General features: G+C 40.6%; 19 protein-coding genes and 1 pseudogene. 10 read left to right on the top strand and 10 right to left on the bottom strand.

Going from position 1 to position 21,191, the window contains the following annotated elements:
* Positions 1 to 15 precede the first annotated feature (15 nt).
* The 4 genes from LEP1GSC202_RS19290 to LEP1GSC202_RS19300 all read left to right on the top strand — a co-directional run bounded on the left by LEP1GSC202_RS19290 (position 16) and on the right by LEP1GSC202_RS19300 (position 4,152).
* Entirely contained in the window at positions 16 to 744 is a 729-nt protein-coding gene (locus LEP1GSC202_RS19290) for a ubiquinone/menaquinone biosynthesis methyltransferase (RefSeq protein ID WP_039929619.1), read from the top strand.
* A gap of 169 nt (positions 745 to 913) precedes the next feature.
* A complete protein-coding gene (locus LEP1GSC202_RS19295; protein WP_244147783.1) occupies positions 914 to 2,458 on the top strand; it encodes an LruC domain-containing protein in 1,545 nt (514 codons plus the stop codon).
* Positions 2,344 to 2,679 (top strand): DUF4842 domain-containing protein, encoded by a 336-nt coding sequence (locus LEP1GSC202_RS20330; RefSeq protein ID WP_244147784.1) that lies wholly within the window; start codon positions 2,344 to 2,346, stop codon positions 2,677 to 2,679. The genes LEP1GSC202_RS19295 and LEP1GSC202_RS20330 overlap by 115 nt, the downstream gene beginning before the upstream one ends.
* A 63-nt stretch (positions 2,680 to 2,742) precedes the next feature.
* Entirely contained in the window at positions 2,743 to 4,152 is a 1,410-nt protein-coding gene (locus tag LEP1GSC202_RS19300; protein WP_015679236.1) for a non-ribosomal peptide synthetase, read from the top strand.
* A 1-nt stretch (position 4,153) separates the two neighbouring features.
* Here the strand turns inward: LEP1GSC202_RS19300 and LEP1GSC202_RS19305 are convergent, their stop codons facing one another.
* Both LEP1GSC202_RS19305 and LEP1GSC202_RS19310 read right to left on the bottom strand, forming a co-directional pair.
* Entirely contained in the window at positions 4,154 to 4,525 is a 372-nt protein-coding gene (locus tag LEP1GSC202_RS19305; protein WP_015679238.1) for a PAS domain-containing protein, read from the bottom strand.
* Positions 4,526 to 4,550: 25 nt separating this feature from the next.
* Entirely contained in the window at positions 4,551 to 4,955 is a 405-nt protein-coding gene (locus LEP1GSC202_RS19310) for a hypothetical protein (RefSeq protein WP_015679415.1), read from the bottom strand.
* Between the two features lie 75 nt (positions 4,956 to 5,030).
* On the opposite strand from LEP1GSC202_RS19310, the gene LEP1GSC202_RS19315 reads away from it, so the two are divergent.
* Complete coding sequence (locus LEP1GSC202_RS19315) at positions 5,031 to 6,266, top strand: methyl-accepting chemotaxis protein (RefSeq protein WP_015679316.1); 1,236 nt, start codon at positions 5,031 to 5,033, stop codon at positions 6,264 to 6,266.
* Here the strand turns inward: LEP1GSC202_RS19315 and LEP1GSC202_RS19320 are convergent.
* From LEP1GSC202_RS19320 to LEP1GSC202_RS19335, 5 genes are all read right to left on the bottom strand, one after another.
* Positions 6,263 to 8,341, bottom strand: coding sequence for a hypothetical protein (locus tag LEP1GSC202_RS19320; RefSeq protein WP_015679385.1), 2,079 nt, complete (start codon positions 8,339 to 8,341; stop codon positions 6,263 to 6,265). The two genes, LEP1GSC202_RS19315 and LEP1GSC202_RS19320, sit on opposite strands and share 4 nt — an antisense overlap.
* A 211-nt stretch (positions 8,342 to 8,552) precedes the next feature.
* Positions 8,553 to 9,017, bottom strand: coding sequence for a TraR/DksA family transcriptional regulator (locus LEP1GSC202_RS19325; RefSeq protein ID WP_015679276.1), 465 nt, complete (start codon positions 9,015 to 9,017; stop codon positions 8,553 to 8,555).
* An 8-nt stretch (positions 9,018 to 9,025) separates the two neighbouring features.
* Positions 9,026 to 9,187, bottom strand: a complete 162-nt coding sequence (rpmG, locus tag LEP1GSC202_RS19810) for a 50S ribosomal protein L33 (protein WP_081431684.1) — start codon at positions 9,185 to 9,187, stop codon at positions 9,026 to 9,028.
* A 34-nt stretch (positions 9,188 to 9,221) separates the two neighbouring features.
* Positions 9,222 to 10,166, bottom strand: a complete 945-nt coding sequence (locus LEP1GSC202_RS19330; RefSeq protein WP_015679440.1) for a bile acid:sodium symporter family protein — start codon at positions 10,164 to 10,166, stop codon at positions 9,222 to 9,224.
* A gap of 147 nt (positions 10,167 to 10,313) precedes the next feature.
* Positions 10,314 to 11,516 carry an aminotransferase class V-fold PLP-dependent enzyme gene (locus LEP1GSC202_RS19335; protein ID WP_015679360.1) on the bottom strand — a complete coding sequence of 401 codons (1,203 nt, stop codon included), beginning with the start codon at positions 11,514 to 11,516 and terminating at the stop codon, positions 10,314 to 10,316.
* Positions 11,517 to 11,571: 55 nt separating this feature from the next.
* Here LEP1GSC202_RS19335 and alr point away from each other — a divergent pair, with 55 nt between their 5' ends.
* Together alr and LEP1GSC202_RS19345 are read left to right on the top strand one after the other, a co-directional pair.
* The gene (gene alr / locus LEP1GSC202_RS19340; protein ID WP_015679289.1) at positions 11,572 to 12,702 is read left to right on the top strand and encodes an alanine racemase; all 1,131 of its coding nucleotides are present in this window, start codon (positions 11,572 to 11,574) and stop codon (positions 12,700 to 12,702) included.
* An 8-nt stretch (positions 12,703 to 12,710) separates the two neighbouring features.
* Entirely contained in the window at positions 12,711 to 13,604 is an 894-nt protein-coding gene (locus tag LEP1GSC202_RS19345) for an alpha/beta fold hydrolase (protein WP_015679300.1), read from the top strand.
* A 2-nt stretch (positions 13,605 to 13,606) separates the two neighbouring features.
* On the opposite strand, the gene LEP1GSC202_RS19350 is transcribed toward LEP1GSC202_RS19345, so the two are convergent.
* Complete coding sequence (locus LEP1GSC202_RS19350) at positions 13,607 to 14,416, bottom strand: carbon-nitrogen hydrolase family protein (protein WP_015679427.1); 810 nt, start codon at positions 14,414 to 14,416, stop codon at positions 13,607 to 13,609.
* Positions 14,417 to 14,436: 20 nt separating this feature from the next.
* On the opposite strand from LEP1GSC202_RS19350, the gene argB reads away from it, so the two are divergent.
* From argB to LEP1GSC202_RS19365, 3 genes are read left to right on the top strand one after another with little or no spacing between them, the layout of a single operon-like run.
* Complete coding sequence (gene argB / locus LEP1GSC202_RS19355; protein WP_015679416.1) at positions 14,437 to 15,315, top strand: acetylglutamate kinase; 879 nt, start codon at positions 14,437 to 14,439, stop codon at positions 15,313 to 15,315.
* A 6-nt stretch (positions 15,316 to 15,321) separates the two neighbouring features.
* Positions 15,322 to 17,067, top strand: a complete 1,746-nt coding sequence (locus tag LEP1GSC202_RS19360; protein WP_015679346.1) for a SpoIIE family protein phosphatase — start codon at positions 15,322 to 15,324, stop codon at positions 17,065 to 17,067.
* Between the two features lie 15 nt (positions 17,068 to 17,082).
* A complete protein-coding gene (locus LEP1GSC202_RS19365; RefSeq protein ID WP_015679243.1) occupies positions 17,083 to 17,673 on the top strand; it encodes a hypothetical protein in 591 nt (196 codons plus the stop codon).
* A gap of 33 nt (positions 17,674 to 17,706) precedes the next feature.
* Here the strand turns inward: LEP1GSC202_RS19365 and LEP1GSC202_RS19370 are convergent, their stop codons facing one another.
* Positions 17,707 to 20,913: an efflux RND transporter permease subunit gene (locus tag LEP1GSC202_RS19370; RefSeq protein WP_015679451.1), complete on the bottom strand. Its 3,207-nt coding sequence runs from the start codon at positions 20,911 to 20,913 to the stop codon at positions 17,707 to 17,709.
* Positions 20,894 to 21,191 (bottom strand): annotated as a pseudogene (locus tag LEP1GSC202_RS19375) (hypothetical protein); the annotation flags it as partial. The pseudogene LEP1GSC202_RS19375 and the gene LEP1GSC202_RS19370, both read right to left, overlap by 20 nt.

The raw sequence follows: 21,191 nt of genomic DNA on the forward strand, positions 1-21,191 counted from the left end.
GATGTATCGACCTCTATGAACCAATACCAACTGCCTTCCCAAGAAAAGAAACCGGAATATGTAAGACAAAATTTTGATGGGATTGCAAAAGCCTACGACAGATTCAATGATTGGAATAGTTTTTTCCTCCACCGTAAATGGAAGGATTGGGTGGTTCGTGAAGCAAAAAAAGCCGTCCCAGGTGCCAAATCAGCATTGGATTTGTGTTGTGGGACAGGGGACATTACCTACCGGCTTTCCAAAGATCCAAACTTAGAAACCATTGTGGGCCTTGATTTTTCAGAACAAATGTTGTCATTTGCCTTTCCCAAGGTGGAAGGAAAACAAGTAAAACTCATTGTGGGTGATGCGATGGACTTAAAACAATTTGCGAATGGAAGTTTTGATATCGTCACGATGGGTTTTGGCCTTCGGAATGTTTCCGATTTGCGTTTGTGTTTACTCGAAATCAAACGTGTGTTAAAGAAAGGTGGAGTCTATGTCAACTTAGATGTTGGTCGTGTCCGCCCTCGTTTTCTTAAGGTTTTTGCTGATTTCTATTTTTTCAAAATTGTGCCTCTTTTTGGGTATCTACTGTATGGGAAACAAAATGAAATGTTTGATTACCTTCCTCATTCATCTAAAACCTATCCCGACCAGGAAACTCTGCAAAAAATCCTAGAGGAAGTGGGTTTTACCGATGTCAGGTTTCAAAATTTTGTTTTCGGAAATGCGGTGGCTCACGTAGCAAAAAAGGGAGAATGATCTCATTTTAAGCAAGTTATGTCTGATCCTGTTTGGACTTTGTACTTTTTTTTGAATTCTGTTCGTACTACCCCCCAGAATTCCCATGGATTCCCCTAATTTTTTTGAAAACTATGTTGATTATTTTCAGTCTTTGTCGTTTAATCCCCTATACAGGTAGGAAAAAAATATGAATCGATGGATCATTCTTTTGGTGCTTCCTCTCTTTTTGGTGGATTGTTCCAACAAGAAAAAAGGAATGTTATTACTCCCCTTCTTAGGGCTAGGCGATGGGACAACCCAAGCCAATACAACTTCTACAGATACAGGCAGTGGAACGTTTACTGTGGTTGGATTGGAAACAACAGATCCAAGCCAAGTGACCACTCCTGACACAACCCAAGGGACAGGTGGCGATACAAGTAATGGGGACACAGGATCAGTTGTCACACCTACTCCCACTCCTGCGGCGCCTACTCCGGCACCAACTACCGTGAACAATGAAACCACAACCAATGTAGTGGACCAAACAAACGGTGGCGACTTTAACTTTGAAACAAATATTACAGTTCCCGTAACTGTGGTGGTAGAAAACGAATCTGGTCCGGTTGCCAACGCTCCTGTGACTGTTTCGGAATCTGTCACAACAGGAGAACCAAATGTTGTGGGTGTGGGAACCACTGATGGAAATGGACAAGCAACAATTCCAATCAGCGTTCCTCCCACTGTTGTCTCTGTGGACATCACCATTGTTGGTGTAAACCCTACTACCGGTGAAGTCGTAGAGATTGTTGGTTCGGCTCCTGTCCAACAACCTGCAACAGGTAACAACTCAGAAGGAACTGTTGTGGTGGCACCTGTTGTCAACGTAGACACAACAAACTTCCAACCAGTAAATGGTTGTGTGCAAGCCGTTGACTCCGATTGTGATGGAATTGCAAACAATTTTGATGAATACCCAGATGATCCAAGTTTAGCAACCATTGCTAGATCTGGTCGGTATACAATTGCTTTTGAGGATATGTTCCCATCAGCTGGGGATGCTGACTTAAACGACCACTCTACTGTGTTTAGCACAGAGATGGACAAAACACCAGCAAACAAGGTGAAGACGATCCGTGGAACCTACACTCACGTTGCTAAAGGTGCAGGATACAACCACGAACTGAGACTTTCCCTTGATGTGCCAACAAATGCAACTGTCCAAGTGAGTTATGTAGATGGAAGTGGTAATCCATGGGATGGTTGTGCAAGTGCTCCTAAGTATACTGCCAACGCTTCCGGAGATTGTACTGGAGGAACACTCACTCCTGCACAATTGAAACGTGGTGTATTACTCCTCCCAAGTTCCGACAAAACCTTGTTTGGGAAAAAGAATGCTCCAGCTGCTGGATCAACCTTTACCATCAATGACTTTGTGCGTGGTGTGACTGCGCAAGTGACCATCACTTTCGAAGAACCAGTGGATCTCAATGCAACGAAGAACCTTGTTGGGGGACACCTCAATTACTTCCTTGCGATCAACCAAAAGACAGATGGTGTGTTTAGACAAATCTTCCGTCCTGGTTACTTTAAAGATGCAAAAGGAAAAGATGCTTTCCTAGACAAAAATGGTTTCCCTTGGACATCATCGTCCCAGGTGTATTCAACCACCCAACAGAAGGTGCTGATATCAGAAAACCGTCTACGTCTGGTTACATTTTCTTCAACTCTTGGATGCACTCAAATGGTGTAGCACATAAAGATTGGTACTTACATATAGACCAAATCCCAGCTCCCAACAGACCATCCTACGTGGTTCGAGTGAGTGACTTCTATACCGACAATGGATTTACTGCCTACTTAATCAAAGCGGTTCGCAAAAACGCTTTGGAAGTATCAGCGAGTTTGATTGTGGTAGGAGCTGCATTAGGTTTTTTAATGAAACGACGAATGGGGAATCCAAAAGCCGCTTAAAAACAAACCTACCTTCCAAAAGAAATCCTTCCTCCAAATCCTTGGGGGGAGGATTTTTGTTTTATGGCCCCCCTCTTACAGTTTGCTTCCAACGATTACTTCCTTTCTGGGAATTTTGAAGAGGATTTAAACCACAGCCATCCCATCCTTGTCGATCCCTTATGGCGAGGGACGAAACTGGAAAGAGAACTTACCGAATTCCCTTTGCCCCAAATCACAAACCCTCGGTCCTTTAGTTTGGTCACATCGGGTTCCTCAGGCCTTCCGAAACTGGTTCCAAAGGAACTAAACCAAATCCAAAATGAAATCCATGCTTGGCTTTCCCTTCCGGAATTCCAAAACCTATCCGAAGGGATTCGGGAAGTCTATGTGGAAGTCCCTTTCTGCCATTTGTATGGACTGATTTGGGGGTATTTACTGCCCAAGGCTTTACAAGTCCCCATTCGTACAGTACAAACAAATTCCAACACAAATGACAGATCCCTATGGATCACCTCTGCCCCAAAACTCCAAATGGCCTTACAACAAGGACAAACCCTTCCAGAACGAGCCATCGTTTCCGGAATGAAATTCCCAGTTCCCTTGGCTCGTGAACTACGAGAGAGAGAAGGCATTTCGATTTTGGAAATTTATGGGTCAACGGAAACAGGAGGAATGGGATACCGAGATCCTTTACGGCAAAATCGATTCCAAATGTTGCAAGACGTAAAGTTCCGATTCACAAGCGAAGCAGAGGAAAAAGAACTCCAAATCCAAAGCCCTTATCTTTCCAAACAGTTTTATAGTTTCCAAAACAACGTTTGGGAAGTTATATCCATTCCACAAGACGGGTATTATGCGACAGGAGATTTGGGTGATTTCAGTGAACTGGGTTTTTACCTTCTTGGTAGAAAAGATCGGATCATCAAACACAAAGGGAAACGAGTATCCTTAGACCGGATCGAATCAGAAATATTAGGACTTGGACTTCCTGGACAATTTGTATCGGTTCCCATAAAACAGGAATCAGGTGACACAATTGGGATATTTACCGATTCGACCACCCCCATTGACCAAATTTACCGTACTTTGAGGCATGAACTTCCCACAAGCCATGTACCTCGAGTGATTGTGATCCAAAAGAGTATTCCCAAGTTACCCAATGGGAAAACAGATTATGGTAGTATCACCAAACTTTGTTTAGAGGAATTTTTACGACTCAAAACATTACAGGAAAATAATGATATTTCATTAGTAATTGATGCAAACACAACAATTCCAATGATACTAAAATCAATTTTAGGATATGAACCAAAACCAAATGATCATTTCGTGTATGACTGCGGAATGGATTCTATTTTGTTTACCGAAATGGTGATAAAGTTGGAACAAAAACTGGAAGCCAAAATTCCAGAAGAGGACAAACAAACAGGTTATTTTGTTAGCCTTTCTGGACTTGAGGAGTATGTAAAAGAAAAACTCTATTTACAGTGAATTATCTTAGTTTTACAAAAATCCAATTGGTATTTGTTCCTTTGTCATGGTACAAGTGGATCACAACATTGGTTGGTTTCATTTTGTAGGTGAACACATAATTGAATGCAATGTCCAAATCCCCAGAGATCATTCCCTCTTTGAACCTGCCGTAAAAAATACGGTTGTTTGTACAAATGGCAACTTCAGTGAAGAAGTTTTTCCCTACCGCAGTTTGGATGGGAACATTGGCAAGTTCGGATTCGTATTTATTGTACAATAAAATTTTGCCAGATTCATCCACTTTTACAATTCCAAATGGGTAAGAATCTGCATCTGCTTGGCCAAGGGTTCCAAGTTTTCCTAAAATATTTGGGTCTATAAATTTGCTCATTAATTTGATTCCTAGTCGAATGTTTTTATGTTTCGTATTCCGAATACATAGAGTTTAGCTGTTCTTCCATACCACGAATGAGGGAAATTACCTCAGCAATGGAATGGGTTTTCGTTTCCGCAAATAACATCTCTTTTTCCGCATACAAATCGGAGACTTGCTCCTCAATCGAATCTAACTCTATTGAATTGGACTGCGTTTCCGTGGTTTTGGTCACAGAATTTTCTTTCTCTGCATACAAGTCTTCCACTTGCATGACCAAGTCTTTGGTGACTTCGATAAGGCTTGGTACATCTTCTGCACCACGGACTTGATTTCTCACCAATTCGTTGATCCAATAGATAACGGAATTTTGTGATTTTGTTTTTTCCAAACGCAAACGTTCAGAAAGTGGATAATGTTCTTCGATTTCCCTTTTCGTGAATATCATAGTCTAAGTATTAGATGTCTTTTTTCTAAAAAATACGTCAAAAAAATTAGAAATCCCCGATTTTTAGGAAAACCAATGCAGCAAGAACGTGTGGACAAGGAAAAACAAAGACTCTACAACCAATTGGTTTGGAATGATTCCATTTATCTGGTTTTCTTTTTGCTCTTCTCGGCGATCATCTTCTATCAAATTCATTTTGGCCCTATCGGTTTGCCACTTTCTTACGCATTGCAAGGAGGACTTCTCATCCCATTTGTATTTTTTTTGATCAGAAAACAAAAACATAAGAATATTCTGAAACGCTACTTAGAGCCGACCGTCACAAATACCGACCCTGTCCTACTCCTCTCAGGTTATGGAATTGATATGCATGAGTACTCGGAACTCTTACTCAAAACTTGTTCCGACCTCCATAACAGACTCGACGCCATCGGGGGTCATATCATTGAACTCAACGAAAAAATCCAACTCACAGGGAAGGACATTGATCGAGTGTACCAAATTGTTTCCCAATTGGCCACGGAAGAAGTGAGGTTGATGGAAGCAGTAGGAAAAACTTCCGAAGAAATCAATATCATGTTTGAAATTGTGAATGTAGTGATTGCAGAAATCCAAAGTCGGAATGAAACAATGGAAAACCTTGTGTCCTTGAGTAAAGACGGAAGGAGTAAGGTGGATGATACCAACAAAACAATCCAAAAAATTAGTGAATCCTCGGGGAATATTTTAAAACTCATTGATTTCATCAATGGTGTTTCCAAACAAACCAATTTACTTGCCATCAATGCGGCAATAGAGGCAACACACTCTGGTTCCGAAGGGAAAGGATTCACTGTGATTGCAGAAGAAATCAAAAATTTATCCACAGTCACTGCCAATAATGCAAAACAGATTTCAAAAATCTTAAACGAAAACGTAAGTGATTACAAACGTGCGGAACGATTGGGAATTGAATCAGGTGACGCCTTTCAATTCATCGCAGGAGAAATTCATGTGGTACATGGAACCATCGCAGAAGTAGTCCAATCCATCCAAGAATTGAAGGCTCGAGGGGGAGCCATTCTGTCGAAAGCCAAAACCTTAGATGATGTGGCGGAACGAGTGAGGGATACTTCTGGGGAAGTGTATGGAGAGATTGTGACCATCAATTCCAATTTGGAAGAAATCCAATCTTTGTCCGATACCATACAAAAAGAATGTGAAGACATTCGGTCTGCCCAACAAGGAATTCTAAAAACAACGGAAGTGTTAAGAAATCAGATCAATACCATTCATAGCCAAACGGACAAAATGATTTTAGCATCTAGTTAAAATTGGATCCTTCCCAAACCATCAAATTGGGATCTGGGCAATCGAAATTCTAATTTCGATCTCGAATGAATTCGTATGTAAATTGCACCTTTCGGAGCTTCTCCCGACCAGGTGAAACCAGACTTTGATTCCTCAAATAACTCTTGTTTGATGAGATTTCTTTCACCATTCAAAAAATAAATTTCAACCAGGGATGATTTCGAATTGGATTCTAAAAAAATTCGTCCAGACCTTTGTGCATTGGAATCAACAAGTTTCCATTCCCAACGATTCCCATGGAATTCGTATTCAAAATTGGGTGATTTTGGAGGGAGAGTGTATGCAATTTGGTATTCTTTTAATTCGTTTTTGCGATACTCAGACCCAATTCCGTAAGTCAGATAGTTTTGTGAATCAAACAAACCGTAGTTGAGTGGAAGCCCAAGGGATAAGATGAGGAGGAGAGGCGAAAACCAAATTGTTTTCCTAAATTTATCAAAACTAGGTGAAAATCCAGTTCCCTTTTCACCCAATAAGATTAGGTAAAAACAAACAAAGGCCCCATCTGCATTTTGGATTTGGACCCCAAATAAAAATGGGAGAAGGAGTAAAATCGTTTGTTTCCAAAGCCCTCTTTCCCAAAGAAAAATCCCAATGTAAAATAAAAACACAAGGCTTCCCAAAATTCCCAAATCATACAATATCCAATGGTAAAAAGTAGGTGGAAAATCGACAAATTGGATGGCAGATGCAACTCCACTCCGGGAAGGAGATAATAAATGTAAAGGAAACGCACCAATACCATTTCCCATCCAAAGAGCGTTTTGAATTCCAAGGTTTGCAAAACGGATGAGTTCAAACCGAACCAAATCTAAATGTTGGAAAGCCAAACTTGGATTTGTTGGAAATGATTTTAAAAATAAGATAAACCGTTTTGCTAAAACCACAAGGTCCCATTCTTTTGGGATCAAACTGATTCCATACATCACAAAACAGCCGATCACTGGTAATAATACATACAATCCGATCCTTGTGAGGAGTTGGTTCCTTTTCGAAATGATCCATAAATTTGTGCTAAATTGGATAAACCCAATCGATATAGTGAGACTCCAAATGATCCAAAAAGCTTTCCCTTGTTTGATCCCAAGCCATGTGATCACTAAAAAAAAGATAATGGCCATCACCAAACTAAATCTTTCTTTTGATATTCGCCAAACATGAATTAGTTTAGTAATCCAAAGAAATCCTACAACCGGTAAAATCCAAGAAGCAGAACCTGAATCTTGGAATAATCCTGTAGTCCGTCCAGCGGATACACTTAAATGAGTTCCCAGAGAAAAAAACTCCAAACTCCAAATGGATTGGATGGTCATAAAGAAGATATTGATACCAAATCCTAAAAACAATCCAAAACGAATTTGTTCTGACAAACTGTCCTTGGAAGGAGTGGGCATGGATCTTTCTTCCGAAAAAAAATACAAAATCACAAGAGTTAATGGTATTAAGATTTTACAAGAGAGCCCCATCGCTTCTCTTGAAGAGAGATTAGGGTAATATAAAAATTCTTGGATCCCAAGGCCTGTCAACATTCCGAAACCTTGGTAACGTACAAAACACAATAGCGTTAAACAAAAGATAAAAAATAAAAATCCAAAATATGTTGAATACCAAATGGGAAGATTGGATTTCCCTGTTGGATTGCGGATCATCCAATCTGTGATGATTTGCTCTGACTGTTTTGGTAAAGCGGTTTCATTTCTACCAAGTAACACGAGTAAGGTTTCCCGAACCCATATCCCGAGGATCGATCCTAAAAATAAACCCACCAATTGGTAAGAACCAACCATTGGCAGTCCCGATAAAAATGGGAGTCGCACCATCGTGATGGCAGAGGCACTGGTCCATACCCTTCCCCACTTCCTTTGGTAGAGTTGTGGGAAAAATCCGAGTGAAAATTGCAGAAGGAAAGACGGGTAAAAAATCGATTGGGGAACGGGTTCCACATACCGGTGTAAACTCCAAACGAGAAAACTCACCAAAAAGAAAAATATGATATCGGCAATGGGTAAAGATCGGAACCGCTCTAATAATCTCACGATAGAAAGAGTTTAAGGAATGGTATGGCGAATCAATTGTAATTTAAAGGGGAAAAGAGAATTCGATCGTCTTAAGGAGTGGTGTTTCAGGTAACAGAAGGATAAAGAGAGATTTTTACGTGGTGATCAAAACAAAATTGAAGAAAGAGAACTATGGGAGCGAAGTGAGAAACGCGAGGACGAAGGAACCTAAATCAGAATTTGATCCTCTCTAGTCGAGAGAATCTACATCCATTCCCGTTGTGGGGTAAGCCGAAAGGGTATCCACTCGGTAACCACCAGCGCGGTTACGGCTTTTCGCCATTTGTTCCGCGAATTCTACAGTGAATCTTGTCCACGGGATCGCTTTGAGTCTGGCAATCGGGATTTTTTTCTTTGTCCCTTCACAGATCCCATAGGTTCCGTTTTCAATTTTCTCTAAAGCGAGTTCGATCTCACGAAGAGTCTCAATTTCGTTTTCAGTCAAAACAGAAGTGAGGGCTTCTGAATTGAGTTCGGATGCGATGTCTGCAATGTCTCCCATTTCCTTAAGGCCAGAGGGAGAGCTCGTGTCTTCCCACTGGTTGAGTTTGATGAGAAGAGATTCTTTTTTCTCTTGGAGGAGCTCACGCACCTCTTCGATGAACTTCTTGTCGACTCCCTTTTCGGCGGAGGATTTTGCAGCTGGTTTCGGCATCTTATTCCTTAGACTTTGGATTCCTTGTGATCCGTGTGAGATTTGCAGAATTTGCAATATTTTTTTGTCACAAGTTTTTCCGACTTTGTCTTTTTGTTTTTAGTCTGGAAGTAATTTGACCGCCCAGGTATCGCACATGGGACACAGGTTAGTTTTATGATTTCTCTCATAATTTATGCCATGACGTACCGACCCCATATATAGTCAATTCACAATAGCCGGTTTTTTCGGTTCCCTTCGAAAATAGGTCGCAAAGAGACTTCCAAGGAGGGAATGAGTGAGGCTCGACAAAGCACTCGGGATGGCAGTGTTTGGGTCAAGAAAATGGGTTTTCGCAAGCACTGCCCCAAGCCCAGAATTTTGCATTCCCACTTCAATGGAAATCGTTTGTGAGATCTTTGTTTCACGAGTGAGGACCCAGGCAAAGATTCCCCCAAGTCCAAACCCACCAACATGCAAACAAACCACTGCCAAAAAGATGCGGTAGTCAGATTTGAGGATCGTTTCTTTTCCACTAGCAATGATTGATGCCACTATCATGGCAATGAGAAGGACAGATAGTACGGGGAATACATCTTTTGTTTTTTCGGTTGCCCTAGGGAAAAAGGATTTGAGAAAAAGACCAAGTCCCACAGGCAAAAGGATCACTTGGAAGGTGGTGAGGACAAGTCCCATACGGTCAATCTCCAAACGACTTCCGATGAAATAAGCAACAAGTGCAGGTGTGAATAGAATTCCAAGGATTGTGGAAACAGAAGTGAGCGTAACACTGAGTGGGACATTGGCTTTTGCCAGGAATGTGATCACATTTGATGCCGTCCCACCAGGGCAACAAGCGACAAGGATGAGTCCGACAGCATAGGCTTCTGGCAATCCAAACCAATACCCAAGAGCATCACCAAGCAATGGCATAATGGAATATTGCAATGCAGTTCCAATGAGAATTGGTTTTGGTTGGCGAAAGATCCGAAGGAAATCTTCTACCTGCAAAGAAAGACCCATCCCGAGCATGATAAGGCCTAAACTATAAGTGATCCAAGCTCCTTTAAACCAGACAATCCATTCTGGTGAAACAAAACCAAGTCCTGCAATACCAAGTAAAACGAGAGGAAAAGCATTCACAATTTGTTTGGAAAGATTACCTAACATAAATTTACTTTTTATATCCTAGGAATTGTAACTGCACGTTTCGGTTCCCAACATTCGTAATCCATTGAGATATCATTGTATGTCGATGAAAAAGAATCACTAAGGAATGTTTACATGATGAAAAAACAAATTCAAAAATCCCTTTCTTTACAATTTGTCTAGATAGGTTTGTAAATGGGTTTTCACACGTTGGATGTGTTCTCCCTCAATGCCGATATGTGGGGCCATTCGGAGTCGTCCCAAACGAACAGCTGTTATGATTCCCTTCCCTTTGAGGTGGGCTTGGATGGCCTCAGGTTGGAATTGATTTGGGTTTTTGTGACCTGTGATGGCAAGGATCCCAGTTTTTACATGTGGAAACAAATCAGATTCAAGAGTAAAGCCTAACTCGTGCAAAATGTCTTTTAGCATCCCTGCCACTTCATAAATCCGTTCTTGTACACGGTCAAATCCAAGAGTGGATAACATTCTTAGGGAAGCGAAAAAATAAATCCAATCATTGAAATTGATTGTACTTTGTTCAAATTGTTCTGCAGCCGGTTTCCATTCATCGCGATATGGAAAATAATTGGAATCATTCACAACACTTGCTTGTCCCTTAAAGACCAATTGGAATCCTTTGGATTCTTCTTTGGAAATATAAATCACCCCAAGCCCTAGAGGACCAAGTAACCATTTCCAAGCAGCAAAGGCACAAAAGGCAACTTTTGTTTTGGAAAAATCCAATGGGATGTGCCCCACTGCTTGGCTCCCATCAATCACCAATTTGGTATTGTATGTTTCACAAAGTTTGGATACAGCGTCCATATCAAATACCACCCCCGTACACCAGTGAACAGGTGATAGGCTAAGGAGGTATACGTCGTTTTTATTAAGTTCAAATTTTAGGTTTTCTAAAAACTCATCGGGAGTTTTGCCTACTTTCACAAAGGAAAGGGATACTCCTTTGGATTGCCAATGTTCCCAAGGGTAAACATTACTTGGGTACTCATTTTCCAAAACGAGAATTCGTTTGCCTTTCGGAATTTGGATGCTATGAGAATAAAAATTCATCCCCTCACTAGTGTTATGTACGATCCCAATTTCAGAAGGATCACAATGTAAAATCTGAGAGAGGTAGTTACGAATTTCTTTTTTGATTTGTGGTTCTGAAAAATTAGGAGCAAAGATCCCAAACTTTGCATACTCTAGGAAGTAGGCATTCATCATTTCAATGGCATAGGTAGACATCGGAGTGGTCCCACAATAGTTCAACCAAACCGATTCTTTTTGTACGGGGAAATACTCGGAAATGCCTTTCCAGTTGGAAAATTTTGGGAAGGACGGGAAAACAGATGGAGATTCAGACATGTAAAATTAGAAATATCTGAAGCGACAGAAGAGAAAAGTAAAAAAAAATGGGACCGTGCAATCTTCTCAGGTTTACCTTTCCCGTTCAGCTTTTAGCCATAACATCGCCCTTTTCCGTAAACTCATAGGTCCTAAATCAAAATTCACTGCTGTGGTAAAATCAAATGCCTATGGCCATGGGCTTTTGGCAACGGCTTCCATTGCCCTCGATGCGGGAGCTGATTATTTAGGGGTGAATTCCATTGAAGAAGCGATTTCGATTCGCCGTGTATTCCCCAAAACCACCATTCTCATCATGGGAAGTATCCCTCATTTAAAGGAAAGGGTCGCCGATCTTGCCGATGAAAACTTTTGGGTAATGGTCTCTCGGATAGAGGAAATGGAACTACTGGCAAAACTTTCCCCCACTCCCAAAATCCATTTGAAAGTGGACACAGGGATGAGCCGTCTTGGGATTCCTCACCAAAATGCCGAGGTGATTGCAAAAGAGATCGCCGAAAAAAAACTCCCTCTTTCTGGAATCGCCACTCATTTTGCTAGTACAGAAGATTTTACAGAACATAGCCACTCCATGTTACAGCTGAGTCGTTTCCAAGAAACCATAGATACATTCGCTAAACACGGGTTTATCGATCTCATTTGCCACTGTGCTTCTTCTGCATCTGCTATGTTATTTTCAGAAGCGAGGATGGACCTTGTTCGGGTTGGAATTTCACTCTACGGTCTTTGGCCAAGTTTGGAAACCAAACTCTCACTTTCTTTGATGAAAAAAGATGTGGGGATGTTAAAACCGGCACTGACTTGGAAAACCCAAATCCAACACATCCAAAATCTGAATCCGGGAACCTTTGTAGGGTACGGATCCACATTCAAAACAACTCATGAAACAAGGCTTGCTGTGGTTCCTGTTGGTTATTATGAGGGACTAGATCGAAAACTATCAAACAACGGTTATATGTTAGTCCATGGAGAACGGGCAAAAATTTTAGGTAGGATTTGTATGAACATGACAATGCTCGATATCACCCATATCCCCAATGCTAAAATTGGTGACGATGTTGTGATTTTAGGAAAGTCTGGGAATGAAGTGATTTCTGCCGATGACCATGCCACGTGGACAGGAACTATCAATTACGAAGTCGTAACAAAAATTTTGGGATCCTTCCCTCGTATCATTGAAGACTAGAGGACCATATGTCAGAAAGGCAAACATACAACTGGAAAAATCATAGATTAACATACGTTAGGCATAAATCCCTCAATCCTAAATCCAAGGATATCATTGTTCTGATTGGAGGTTGGTGTTCTGCCGCTGGGTATTGGGGACTCAACATTCCTTTTTTTCGTACATTGGGAGACGTCATCGAACTTGACTTAGTTGGTCATTACCCAGCAGAAATTTTTGACCAAAAAAAAGGCCTCACCCTACAAGATTTTTTAGAAACCCAGGCCCAAGGGATTTGGGCAAGTGCCGGCGAAAAAGACATCACTCTTGTTGGCCATTCAACTGGTGGAATGGCAGTCCTTGCCATCGCTTCCCTTTTTCCCCAACGCATCAAACAAGTGATTGCGATTGCTCCGTATGTGCATGGCCCGGTTCCCGGTATTTTGAAGATTGGGGTTGTGGGACTCCGTGCGAACTTTGGAACTTTTTTTGACTTTGGTTTTAAAATTGGAAAGTCATTACCCAAAGCGTTACAGATTGGATTTTCCTATGGGGTGTATGATTCGACAGCTTTTCATGCAAGAGAAGACATCAAGCAATTCTTAAAAGAATACAACCCTCAATTTGAATGCTTAAACCCAAGGCAAATTTTAATGATCCTCGAGATGCTCGATCGCACAGACATCCGACCCATTGTATTTGGAAACCAAGTACCAACCCTTATCATGCGTGGAGAAGAGGATCCGATCATCCCCGGAAAAGATGTGATGGAATTGGAACGAACCACTCCTCATGTAAAAGCAGTTTTATTTTCTGAATGCGGACACTTTGTACACATGGAAAAACAAAAAGCAGCAGAAAAGGTAATGAAGGATTTTATTTTGATGAAAAAATCGTCCTCTACGAAAAAATCATTTTTTTAAATTCAAAACCTTCGGTGTTGTAAACTCGGTAAGGTTTTTCGGATTTCGGAAAGTTTTTCCATTTCAATCGTTGCGATCGCAAAACCTTCATCACTGTCTAACTCAGCCAAAATTTCTCCCCACGGTGAGATGATCAGCGAATGGCCAAAGGTCTTTCGTTTGCCATGTGGGTCATGGGTACCAGTTTGCCCTGGTGCCAAAACATACATCAAGTTTTCAATGGCCCTTGCCCGAAGGAGTACATGCCAATGGGCTTCGCCTGTGGGTACCGTAAACGCTGCCGGCAGAAAACACAGGTCAACCCCCTCTTTAGAGAGTGCCCGAAAGAGTTCCGGGAAACGAAGGTCATAACAGATAGCAGAAGAAATCTTTCCATATTCGGTTTGCACCACGGAAGGAACGGCTTCCCCACTTTCTGTATGATTGGATTCCTTATAGGGGAATCCATCTCCTACCACCGCATCAAATAAGTGGGCTTTGTGGTAACGGAAAACTTCTTCTCCATTTGGACCTATGATGACTGCGGTATTGTACACTTTCCCTGATGGTGCTTTTGTTGGGAAACCTCCTCCCAAAAGATAAATTCCGAGTTCACTTGCCGTTTCTTTTAAAAAGAAATAGGTTTCCTCTTCGATTTGGCCAAGGAGATTTTGTTTTTCAGCTTCACTTCCCATAAAGGAAAAGTTTTCAGGTAAACCAACTACCTTGGCACCTGCTTTTGACGCTTCTTCTACAAATTGCCTACACTTAGTTAGGTTATTTGAAACCCTAGCGGTACTTGTGACTTGCACAACGGCGGCTTTAAAATTCATTATCATAAATGAGGACTTTTATGAACCACCAATCAGAAAAAATCAATCATATCTTAGAAGCACTTCCCTATTTGATCAATTATTCTGGGAAAACCATCGTTATCAAATATGGTGGAGCCGCTATGGTGGAAGAAGAACTCAAGGCTTCTTTTGCTGAAGACATTGTTTTACTCAAATACTTAGGAATCAATCCAGTTGTTGTCCATGGTGGTGGACCAGAAATCAACTCACTGATTAAGTCACTCAACCTGAATACCCAGTTTATCCGTGGCCACCGTGTGACAGATGAAGCCACGATGGAAGTGGTGGAAATGGTCCTCACAGGGAAAGTCAACAAACAAATCGTTTCCCTCATCCAAGAAAAAGGAGGAAAACCTGTTGGGCTCTCTGGAAAAGATGGTAGCCTTGCCATCGCAGAAAAATACCTGATGGAAGTGGAAACAGAAGAAGGCAAAACACAAAAAATTGATTTAGGTCTTGTGGGTGAGATCACATCTGTTGATCCTAATATCATCCTCACCTTACAACGTGAAGGTTTTATTCCGATCATCTCCCCAGTGGCGATGTCAAAAGAAGGACAAACTCTGAATATCAATGCCGATACGATGGCAGGTGCGATTGCACAAGCACTCCATGCAGACAAACTCATTTTACTCACAGACACTCCTGGCATCCTAATTGATGGCCAATTGGTAACCGGTCTCAAAAAAGTGGATATTCACCGGTATATAAAAACTGGACAGATCTCTGGTGGCATGATACCAAAAGTGGAGTGTTGTTTGGGAGCGATTGATTCTGGAGTCAAACGTGCTCACATCATCGATGGTCGAGTGCCCCATTCCGTCTTAATTGAAATTTTGACAAACCAAGGAATTGGAAGTTTGATCGAACAAGGATAGATTTGGATGCCTACGAAATTATTAACATTAAGTCTGATTTCAGATATTACGAGTCGAATCAATTCACAGGAAGATTTAAATACCCTTCTTAGTGAAATTATGGGCATCACTCGTGATGTGTTACACACCGAAGGTTCTTCCTTACTACTTTATGACAAAGAAAATGACCAATTAGTTTTTAATACCACGAGTGGACTTAAAGAAGAATCTTTGGCCCACCTAACAGTTCCTAGGGGGAAAGGGATTGCGGGAATGGTGCTCGAAACACTCAAACCTGAAATTGTAAATGATGCTGCCAATGACCCAAGGATTTTTAAAGCCATTGACCAAAAAGTTGGGTATGTAACGAGAAACTTAATTTGTGTTCCTATGGTGGCGCAAGGGGAAGTGCAAGGGGTACTCGAAGCAGTCAATTCGCTAGACAATCGTGACTTCAACCAAACTGACATTAAAATTTTACGTTACCTTTCCAACTTAGCGGCCATTGCCGTGAAAAACCGTCTTCTAATCGATAATTTAAATTTAAGAGCAAACGAACTGAATTGCCTCTTCCAAATCTCTCAAGCTCTAGCCAATATCCAAAGTTCTGATGAATTTATGGATCTTGCCGTGAAAACAATTTCCGAGGTTTTGCAAGTGGACCGAGTTTGCCTCAACTTTGAAAAAATTGAAAAACGAGGCCTACCTCGTTCCAAGTCCAAAGGGTTTTCCGATCAAATCCATGACGAAGATGTTGAAGCATTATTGTTCAATGACAGATCCGATTGGATGTTTAAAGGTTTTAAAATTATCACCGCCAATTCTCCCCAAGGGATGCAACTCACCCATCGAGGGCTTTTCCAACACAGTATGATTTTATTCCCCATTCTCAAAAACAAAGAATGGTTAGGTTCTCTTATCGTTTCGGATAAAACTTCTCGCACTCGTTTTGATGAAATGGATATCCGTATCCTTCGAACTCTGACAAACCAAGTTGGTGAAGCCTACACTGCCTTACAAGTAAAGATACAAAGTGAACGCTTGAAAAACATTGATCGTGATATGCAAGTGGCAGCCATGATCCAAAAACATTCGCTTCCCATCATTCCCAAACAATACTCACTGCTTGAATTTGATACTTATTACCAGGCTTCCCGTGAAATTGGTGGGGACTTTTATGATATGGTCGTTCACGGAAAGGACGAAGTGTCTGTCATCATTGCGGATGTTTCTGGGAAAGGGACTCCCGCAGCACTTTTTATGGAATTTTCCAAAACTGTTTTGCAACAAGAAGTGTCAAAAACCACTTCGACAAGTGAAGCCCTCTTCAATGCAAACGAGATCTTACAAGATAAATCTGGTTTCCTTATGTTTGTCACAGCCATGCTTGTGCGCATCAATATGACAAAAAAAGAATTAACTTATTCATCAGCTGGTCATAATTTACAAATCATCTATCGTAAAAAACACCATAAGATCCAACATTTATCTGGGAAAGGCCAACCGATGGGAATCGGTAAATGTGAATTCTCTGAACACACTGTGAGTTATTTACCAGGAGATTTACTGGTATTGTATACTGATGGAGTGACAGAAGCGATGAATCTAAAAGAAGAACTCTTTTCAGAAGAACGGTTGGAATCTGTGATTTTATCACATATCAACGATCCTCCAGAAGTGATTAGACAAGCAATTTTACAAAAAGTAAGTGAATTTGTGGGAGAAGCAGAACCACATGATGACCTTTCCCTCTTTATCATCCGTCTAAACTAAGGATAAGGAGATTTTATGAAACGCATTCTATATGCAATGGCAGTGTTTTTGCGATTGGACAAACTGCACAAAGCGATGTTAGATGCTGTCATCGAAACAAGGGTCAAAAACGCACTCCAAACATCTGATAAATTACGCAAAGAGCAAGACCGATTGCGCGAAAAAGAATTTCGCAAACAATTAGAAGACCTTCAAAACAACCATAACAGTAGTTTTGAAAATTATAAACTAGAAACGGAAAATCTGATTCGTATCTTCAAAAACCAAATCCTGATAGAGAAAAAGGAAGTACTAAAGGAACGCGAAGTGGTGAAAGAAATGCAAAGACAAGCCATGATCCGCGAAAACAGATTCCAACATTATATTTTACGATTCAAAGAAATTCTCTTTGTGAATAAAAAGGTTGTGGAGTCCATCCAAAGTTTGGTCAAAGTAGAATCCAACATTGAAGACCTATTGTACGAAATTGACAATTACGACGAAAGTAAGTTTATCAAAAAACCAGAAATGATTTTGGATACGGAATTCCTAAAAGAACTCCATAAAAAAGAAGAAGAGATCCGAGACAATATCCTCAAGTTCCAAAAGAAAGTGGAGAATAGCTGATTCCATCAAAATCAGCGCTTCAACCTTTTGTTTTTAATTTGCAAATTTCTCTGAACTAACCCCATTCCCTACTTTTAATTCCTTTTGTTTCCATAAAAAATAAATCGCAGGGTAAACGATGAGTTCCAAAGCAAAACTGGTCACAAGCCCACCAACCATTGGAGCAGCGATTCGTTTCATCAGATCAGAACCTGACCCTGTGGCCCACATAATGGGCAAAAGTCCAATGAAACCAGATAAAACCGTCATCATTTTTGGGCGAATCCTATGTACAGCGCCTTCGATAATGGCTAATTTCAGTTCTGGAATTGTCAAATTTGGATTTTGAGATTTGTGTTTTTCATAGGAAAGGTCCAAATACATCAGCATAAAAACTCCCGTCTCCGCATCTAATCCCAGTAAGGCGATAATTCCCACCCAAACCGCAACAGAAATTTGGTAATCCAAAAGATATAAAAACCAAAAAGCTCCTATCATCGAAAACGGAACTGCTGTTAATACAATCGCAGTTTTCGTAACAGACTTCGTATTGATATACAATAAAAAGAAAATCAAGACAAGTGTGATGGGAACCACTATCATCATACGATTACGCACACGGATGATGTTTTCATATTGGCCACTCCATTCCAAAAACACTGATTTTGGAATTTGGACTTCCGTATCCACAATGGTTTTCATTCGGTTCACAAACCCTAACAAATCGGACTCAGTGGTATCCAAATACACATAACCTGTTAAAAATCCATTTTCATCTCGGATCATAGTGGGCCCAATATTGTAATCCAATGTGGCAAGAAAACTCAAAGGGATATGCCCTCCATTTTTTATCGGGATCAGAACCTTTGAAATCATCTCCAAACTATCTCTGTATTCTCTGGGGTAACGAATTTGAATCGAATACCTTTCTCGTTTTTCGATTGTGGTTGATATGTTCTCTCCACCTAATGCAGATAATATGGTTTTTTGAATGTCCTCAACGGTTAGTCCATATTTTGCAGCAAGTTCCCTTTTGATTTTGATATCAATGTAATATCCACCTGATGTTCTTTCTGCAAAAATGGACCGAACACCATTTTGTTTTTTTAACACCGATTCAATTTGGATCCCAACCTCCTGGATTTCCTCCAAATTTTCCCCTTGTACTTTGATCCCTATTGGAGTTCTGATCCCCGTTGACAACATATCGATCCTGGCGCGTATAGGTTGCGTCCAAGCATTGGAAAATCCTGGAATGTCTAACTTCTCATTCATTTCTTTAACCAGATCTTCTTTGGAAAGCCCAGACCTCCACTCTGATTCTGGTTTTAACAAAACTACAATTTCAAACATGGAAATTGGAGATGGATCGGTGGAGGTATCTGCCCGACCTGCCTTTCCATACACCGATGAAACTTCTGGAATTTTTACCAAAGTTTGGTCCATAAGTTTGAGAACTCGTTCTGCTTCTCCAATGCTGATTCCAGGAAGAGTGGTTGGCATATAAAGAATGGATCCTTCATTCAGCGGTGGTAAAAACTCAGTTCCTAATTGAAAGTAAATTGGGATTGTGGCAAAAAACAACATAACAGCCGCAAGGATAGTTCTCTTCGGATGTACCAAAATCTTTTTAACAATTGGTTCATACATTGCATACAATCGTTTGCTGATGGGATGGTTTTTCTCCGAATAGTATTTTCCAACAAAGATATGTGTGAAAAGTTGATTGAGGATTGGAGTGAATTTAGTAAACGGATCCATCTTCGTAAATAACATACGAAACGCTGGATCCACAGTGATGGCAAGAATCGCAGCAATTGCCATGGTTAAATTTTTGGAAATCGCTAGTGGACGAAAGAGTCGTCCTTCTTGGTCCACCAATGTAAAAATGGGAAAAAATGCCACTGCAATGATGAGAAGTGAAAAAAAGACTGATGGTCCCACTTCCAAAAGAGCTTCCAAACGAATTGCATGAAAATCACCGATACGACCACTTGCCTCCCACTCTTCCAATTTTTTATACGCATTTTCCACTTCTACGATGGCACCATCAACTAACACACCTATGGATAAGGCAATCCCTGCCAAAGACATCAAATTGGAACCAATGTCCGCTAAATACATTGGCAAAAATGAAAGTAGTACGGCAATGGGTATCGTTAAAATTGGTACGATGGCAGAAGGAATATGCCATAAAAAAATCAGGATGATGATGGATACAACAATGATCTCCTCCGTTAACTTTTCCTTTAACAAATGGATGGTTTCTTTGATGAGCACCGAACGATCGTAAACTGGTATGATCTTTAATCCTTTTGGTAAAGAAGATTCGATGGATTTCACTTTTTCTTGGATGGATTCAATTACCTTCAGAGCATTTTCTCCATGCCTCATGATGATGATCCCTGAAACTTTATCTCCTTCACCGTTCCAATCGCCAACACCCCGACGTAAATCTGGTCCATCCACAATCTTTGCCACTTGTGACAAATAGATGGGGGTACCAGAAGGACTTGCCCCTAACGAAATTTGTTCGATGTCTTCCTTGGATTGCACATAACCACGCACACGGATCATGTACTCGGCTCCACCAATTTCGAGTAACCTTGCCCCAACATCATCATTGGATTTTCGTACCGTATCAATGACCCTATCCATATCAATGCCAAAGATTTGGAGTTTTAACGGATCAATTTGAATCTGGTATTGTTTTTTGAACCCACCAACCGTTGCCACTTCCGCAACACCTGGAACCGAATTAAATAAATACTTCAATTTAAAATCTTGATAGGATCGAATCTCTGCTAAATCCATTTGGTTTGTATCATCAACCAAAACATATTGGTACACCCAACCAACACCTGTTGCATCGGGTCCTAAACTTAAATTCACACCCGTTGGTAAATTATTCTGCAATTGAGAAATGTACTCATTCACTCGTGAACGTGCCCAATACAAATCCGTTCCATCTTCAAAAATCACATACACAAAGGAATATCCAAAATCAGAAAACCCACGGATTGCTTTTACTTTAGGAGCACCGAGTAATGATCTGACAATTGGATAGGTTACTTGGTCTTCGATGATATCGGGACTGCGGTCCCATTTAGAATAAATGATCACCTGTGTGTCAGACATATCTGGCAAAGCATCCAAAGGAATGTTTTTCATTGCAAATAGAGACAAAAACACTAAAAACAATGTGAAGATAAGAACCAAATAACGGTTATTTGCTGAAAATTTAATGATTGTGCTGATCATTTTTGTCTCCACCTAACTTTAATTTTGATTCAGAATCCAAAAGGAAACTTGCCTTTGAAACAATTTCATCGTCTTCTTTGAGACCGTCGATGACTTCGACCCACTCGGAAGAAGAAAAACCAGTTTTAATTTTTTTTGGAACAAATTGATTTTGGCCAGTTTTGTGGTACACCAAATCCGACTTACCAGTTGGCAAAATGGAATCTTTTGGAATCCGTAAAACATTTAATTTTTTGGATTTCATAAGATCCTTGGACAAACATTTGAGGTTTGAATCC

This window comes from Leptospira yanagawae serovar Saopaulo str. Sao Paulo = ATCC 700523 (assembly GCF_000332475.2).
GTDB lineage: Bacteria > Spirochaetota > Leptospiria > Leptospirales > Leptospiraceae > Leptospira_A > Leptospira_A yanagawae.

Coding starts and splice junctions, on each gene's coding strand:
- LEP1GSC202_RS19290 (WP_039929619.1), top strand. CDS start 16: ATGAACCAATACCAACTGCCTTCCCAAGAAAAGAAACCGGAATATGTA.
- LEP1GSC202_RS19295 (WP_244147783.1), top strand. CDS start 914: ATGAATCGATGGATCATTCTTTTGGTGCTTCCTCTCTTTTTGGTGGAT.
- LEP1GSC202_RS19300 (WP_015679236.1), top strand. CDS start 2,743: ATGGCCCCCCTCTTACAGTTTGCTTCCAACGATTACTTCCTTTCTGGG.
- LEP1GSC202_RS19305 (WP_015679238.1), bottom strand. CDS start 4,525: ATGAGCAAATTTATAGACCCAAATATTTTAGGAAAACTTGGAACCCTT.
- LEP1GSC202_RS19310 (WP_015679415.1), bottom strand. CDS start 4,955: ATGATATTCACGAAAAGGGAAATCGAAGAACATTATCCACTTTCTGAA.
- LEP1GSC202_RS19315 (WP_015679316.1), top strand. CDS start 5,031: ATGCAGCAAGAACGTGTGGACAAGGAAAAACAAAGACTCTACAACCAA.
- LEP1GSC202_RS19325 (WP_015679276.1), bottom strand. CDS start 9,017: ATGCCGAAACCAGCTGCAAAATCCTCCGCCGAAAAGGGAGTCGACAAG.
- rpmG (WP_081431684.1), bottom strand. CDS start 9,187: ATGAGAGAAATCATAAAACTAACCTGTGTCCCATGTGCGATACCTGGG.
- LEP1GSC202_RS19330 (WP_015679440.1), bottom strand. CDS start 10,166: ATGTTAGGTAATCTTTCCAAACAAATTGTGAATGCTTTTCCTCTCGTT.
- LEP1GSC202_RS19335 (WP_015679360.1), bottom strand. CDS start 11,516: ATGTCTGAATCTCCATCTGTTTTCCCGTCCTTCCCAAAATTTTCCAAC.
- LEP1GSC202_RS19345 (WP_015679300.1), top strand. CDS start 12,711: ATGTCAGAAAGGCAAACATACAACTGGAAAAATCATAGATTAACATAC.
- LEP1GSC202_RS19350 (WP_015679427.1), bottom strand. CDS start 14,416: ATGAATTTTAAAGCCGCCGTTGTGCAAGTCACAAGTACCGCTAGGGTT.
- argB (WP_015679416.1), top strand. CDS start 14,437: ATGAACCACCAATCAGAAAAAATCAATCATATCTTAGAAGCACTTCCC.
- LEP1GSC202_RS19360 (WP_015679346.1), top strand. CDS start 15,322: ATGCCTACGAAATTATTAACATTAAGTCTGATTTCAGATATTACGAGT.
- LEP1GSC202_RS19365 (WP_015679243.1), top strand. CDS start 17,083: ATGAAACGCATTCTATATGCAATGGCAGTGTTTTTGCGATTGGACAAA.
- LEP1GSC202_RS19370 (WP_015679451.1), bottom strand. CDS start 20,913: ATGATCAGCACAATCATTAAATTTTCAGCAAATAACCGTTATTTGGTT.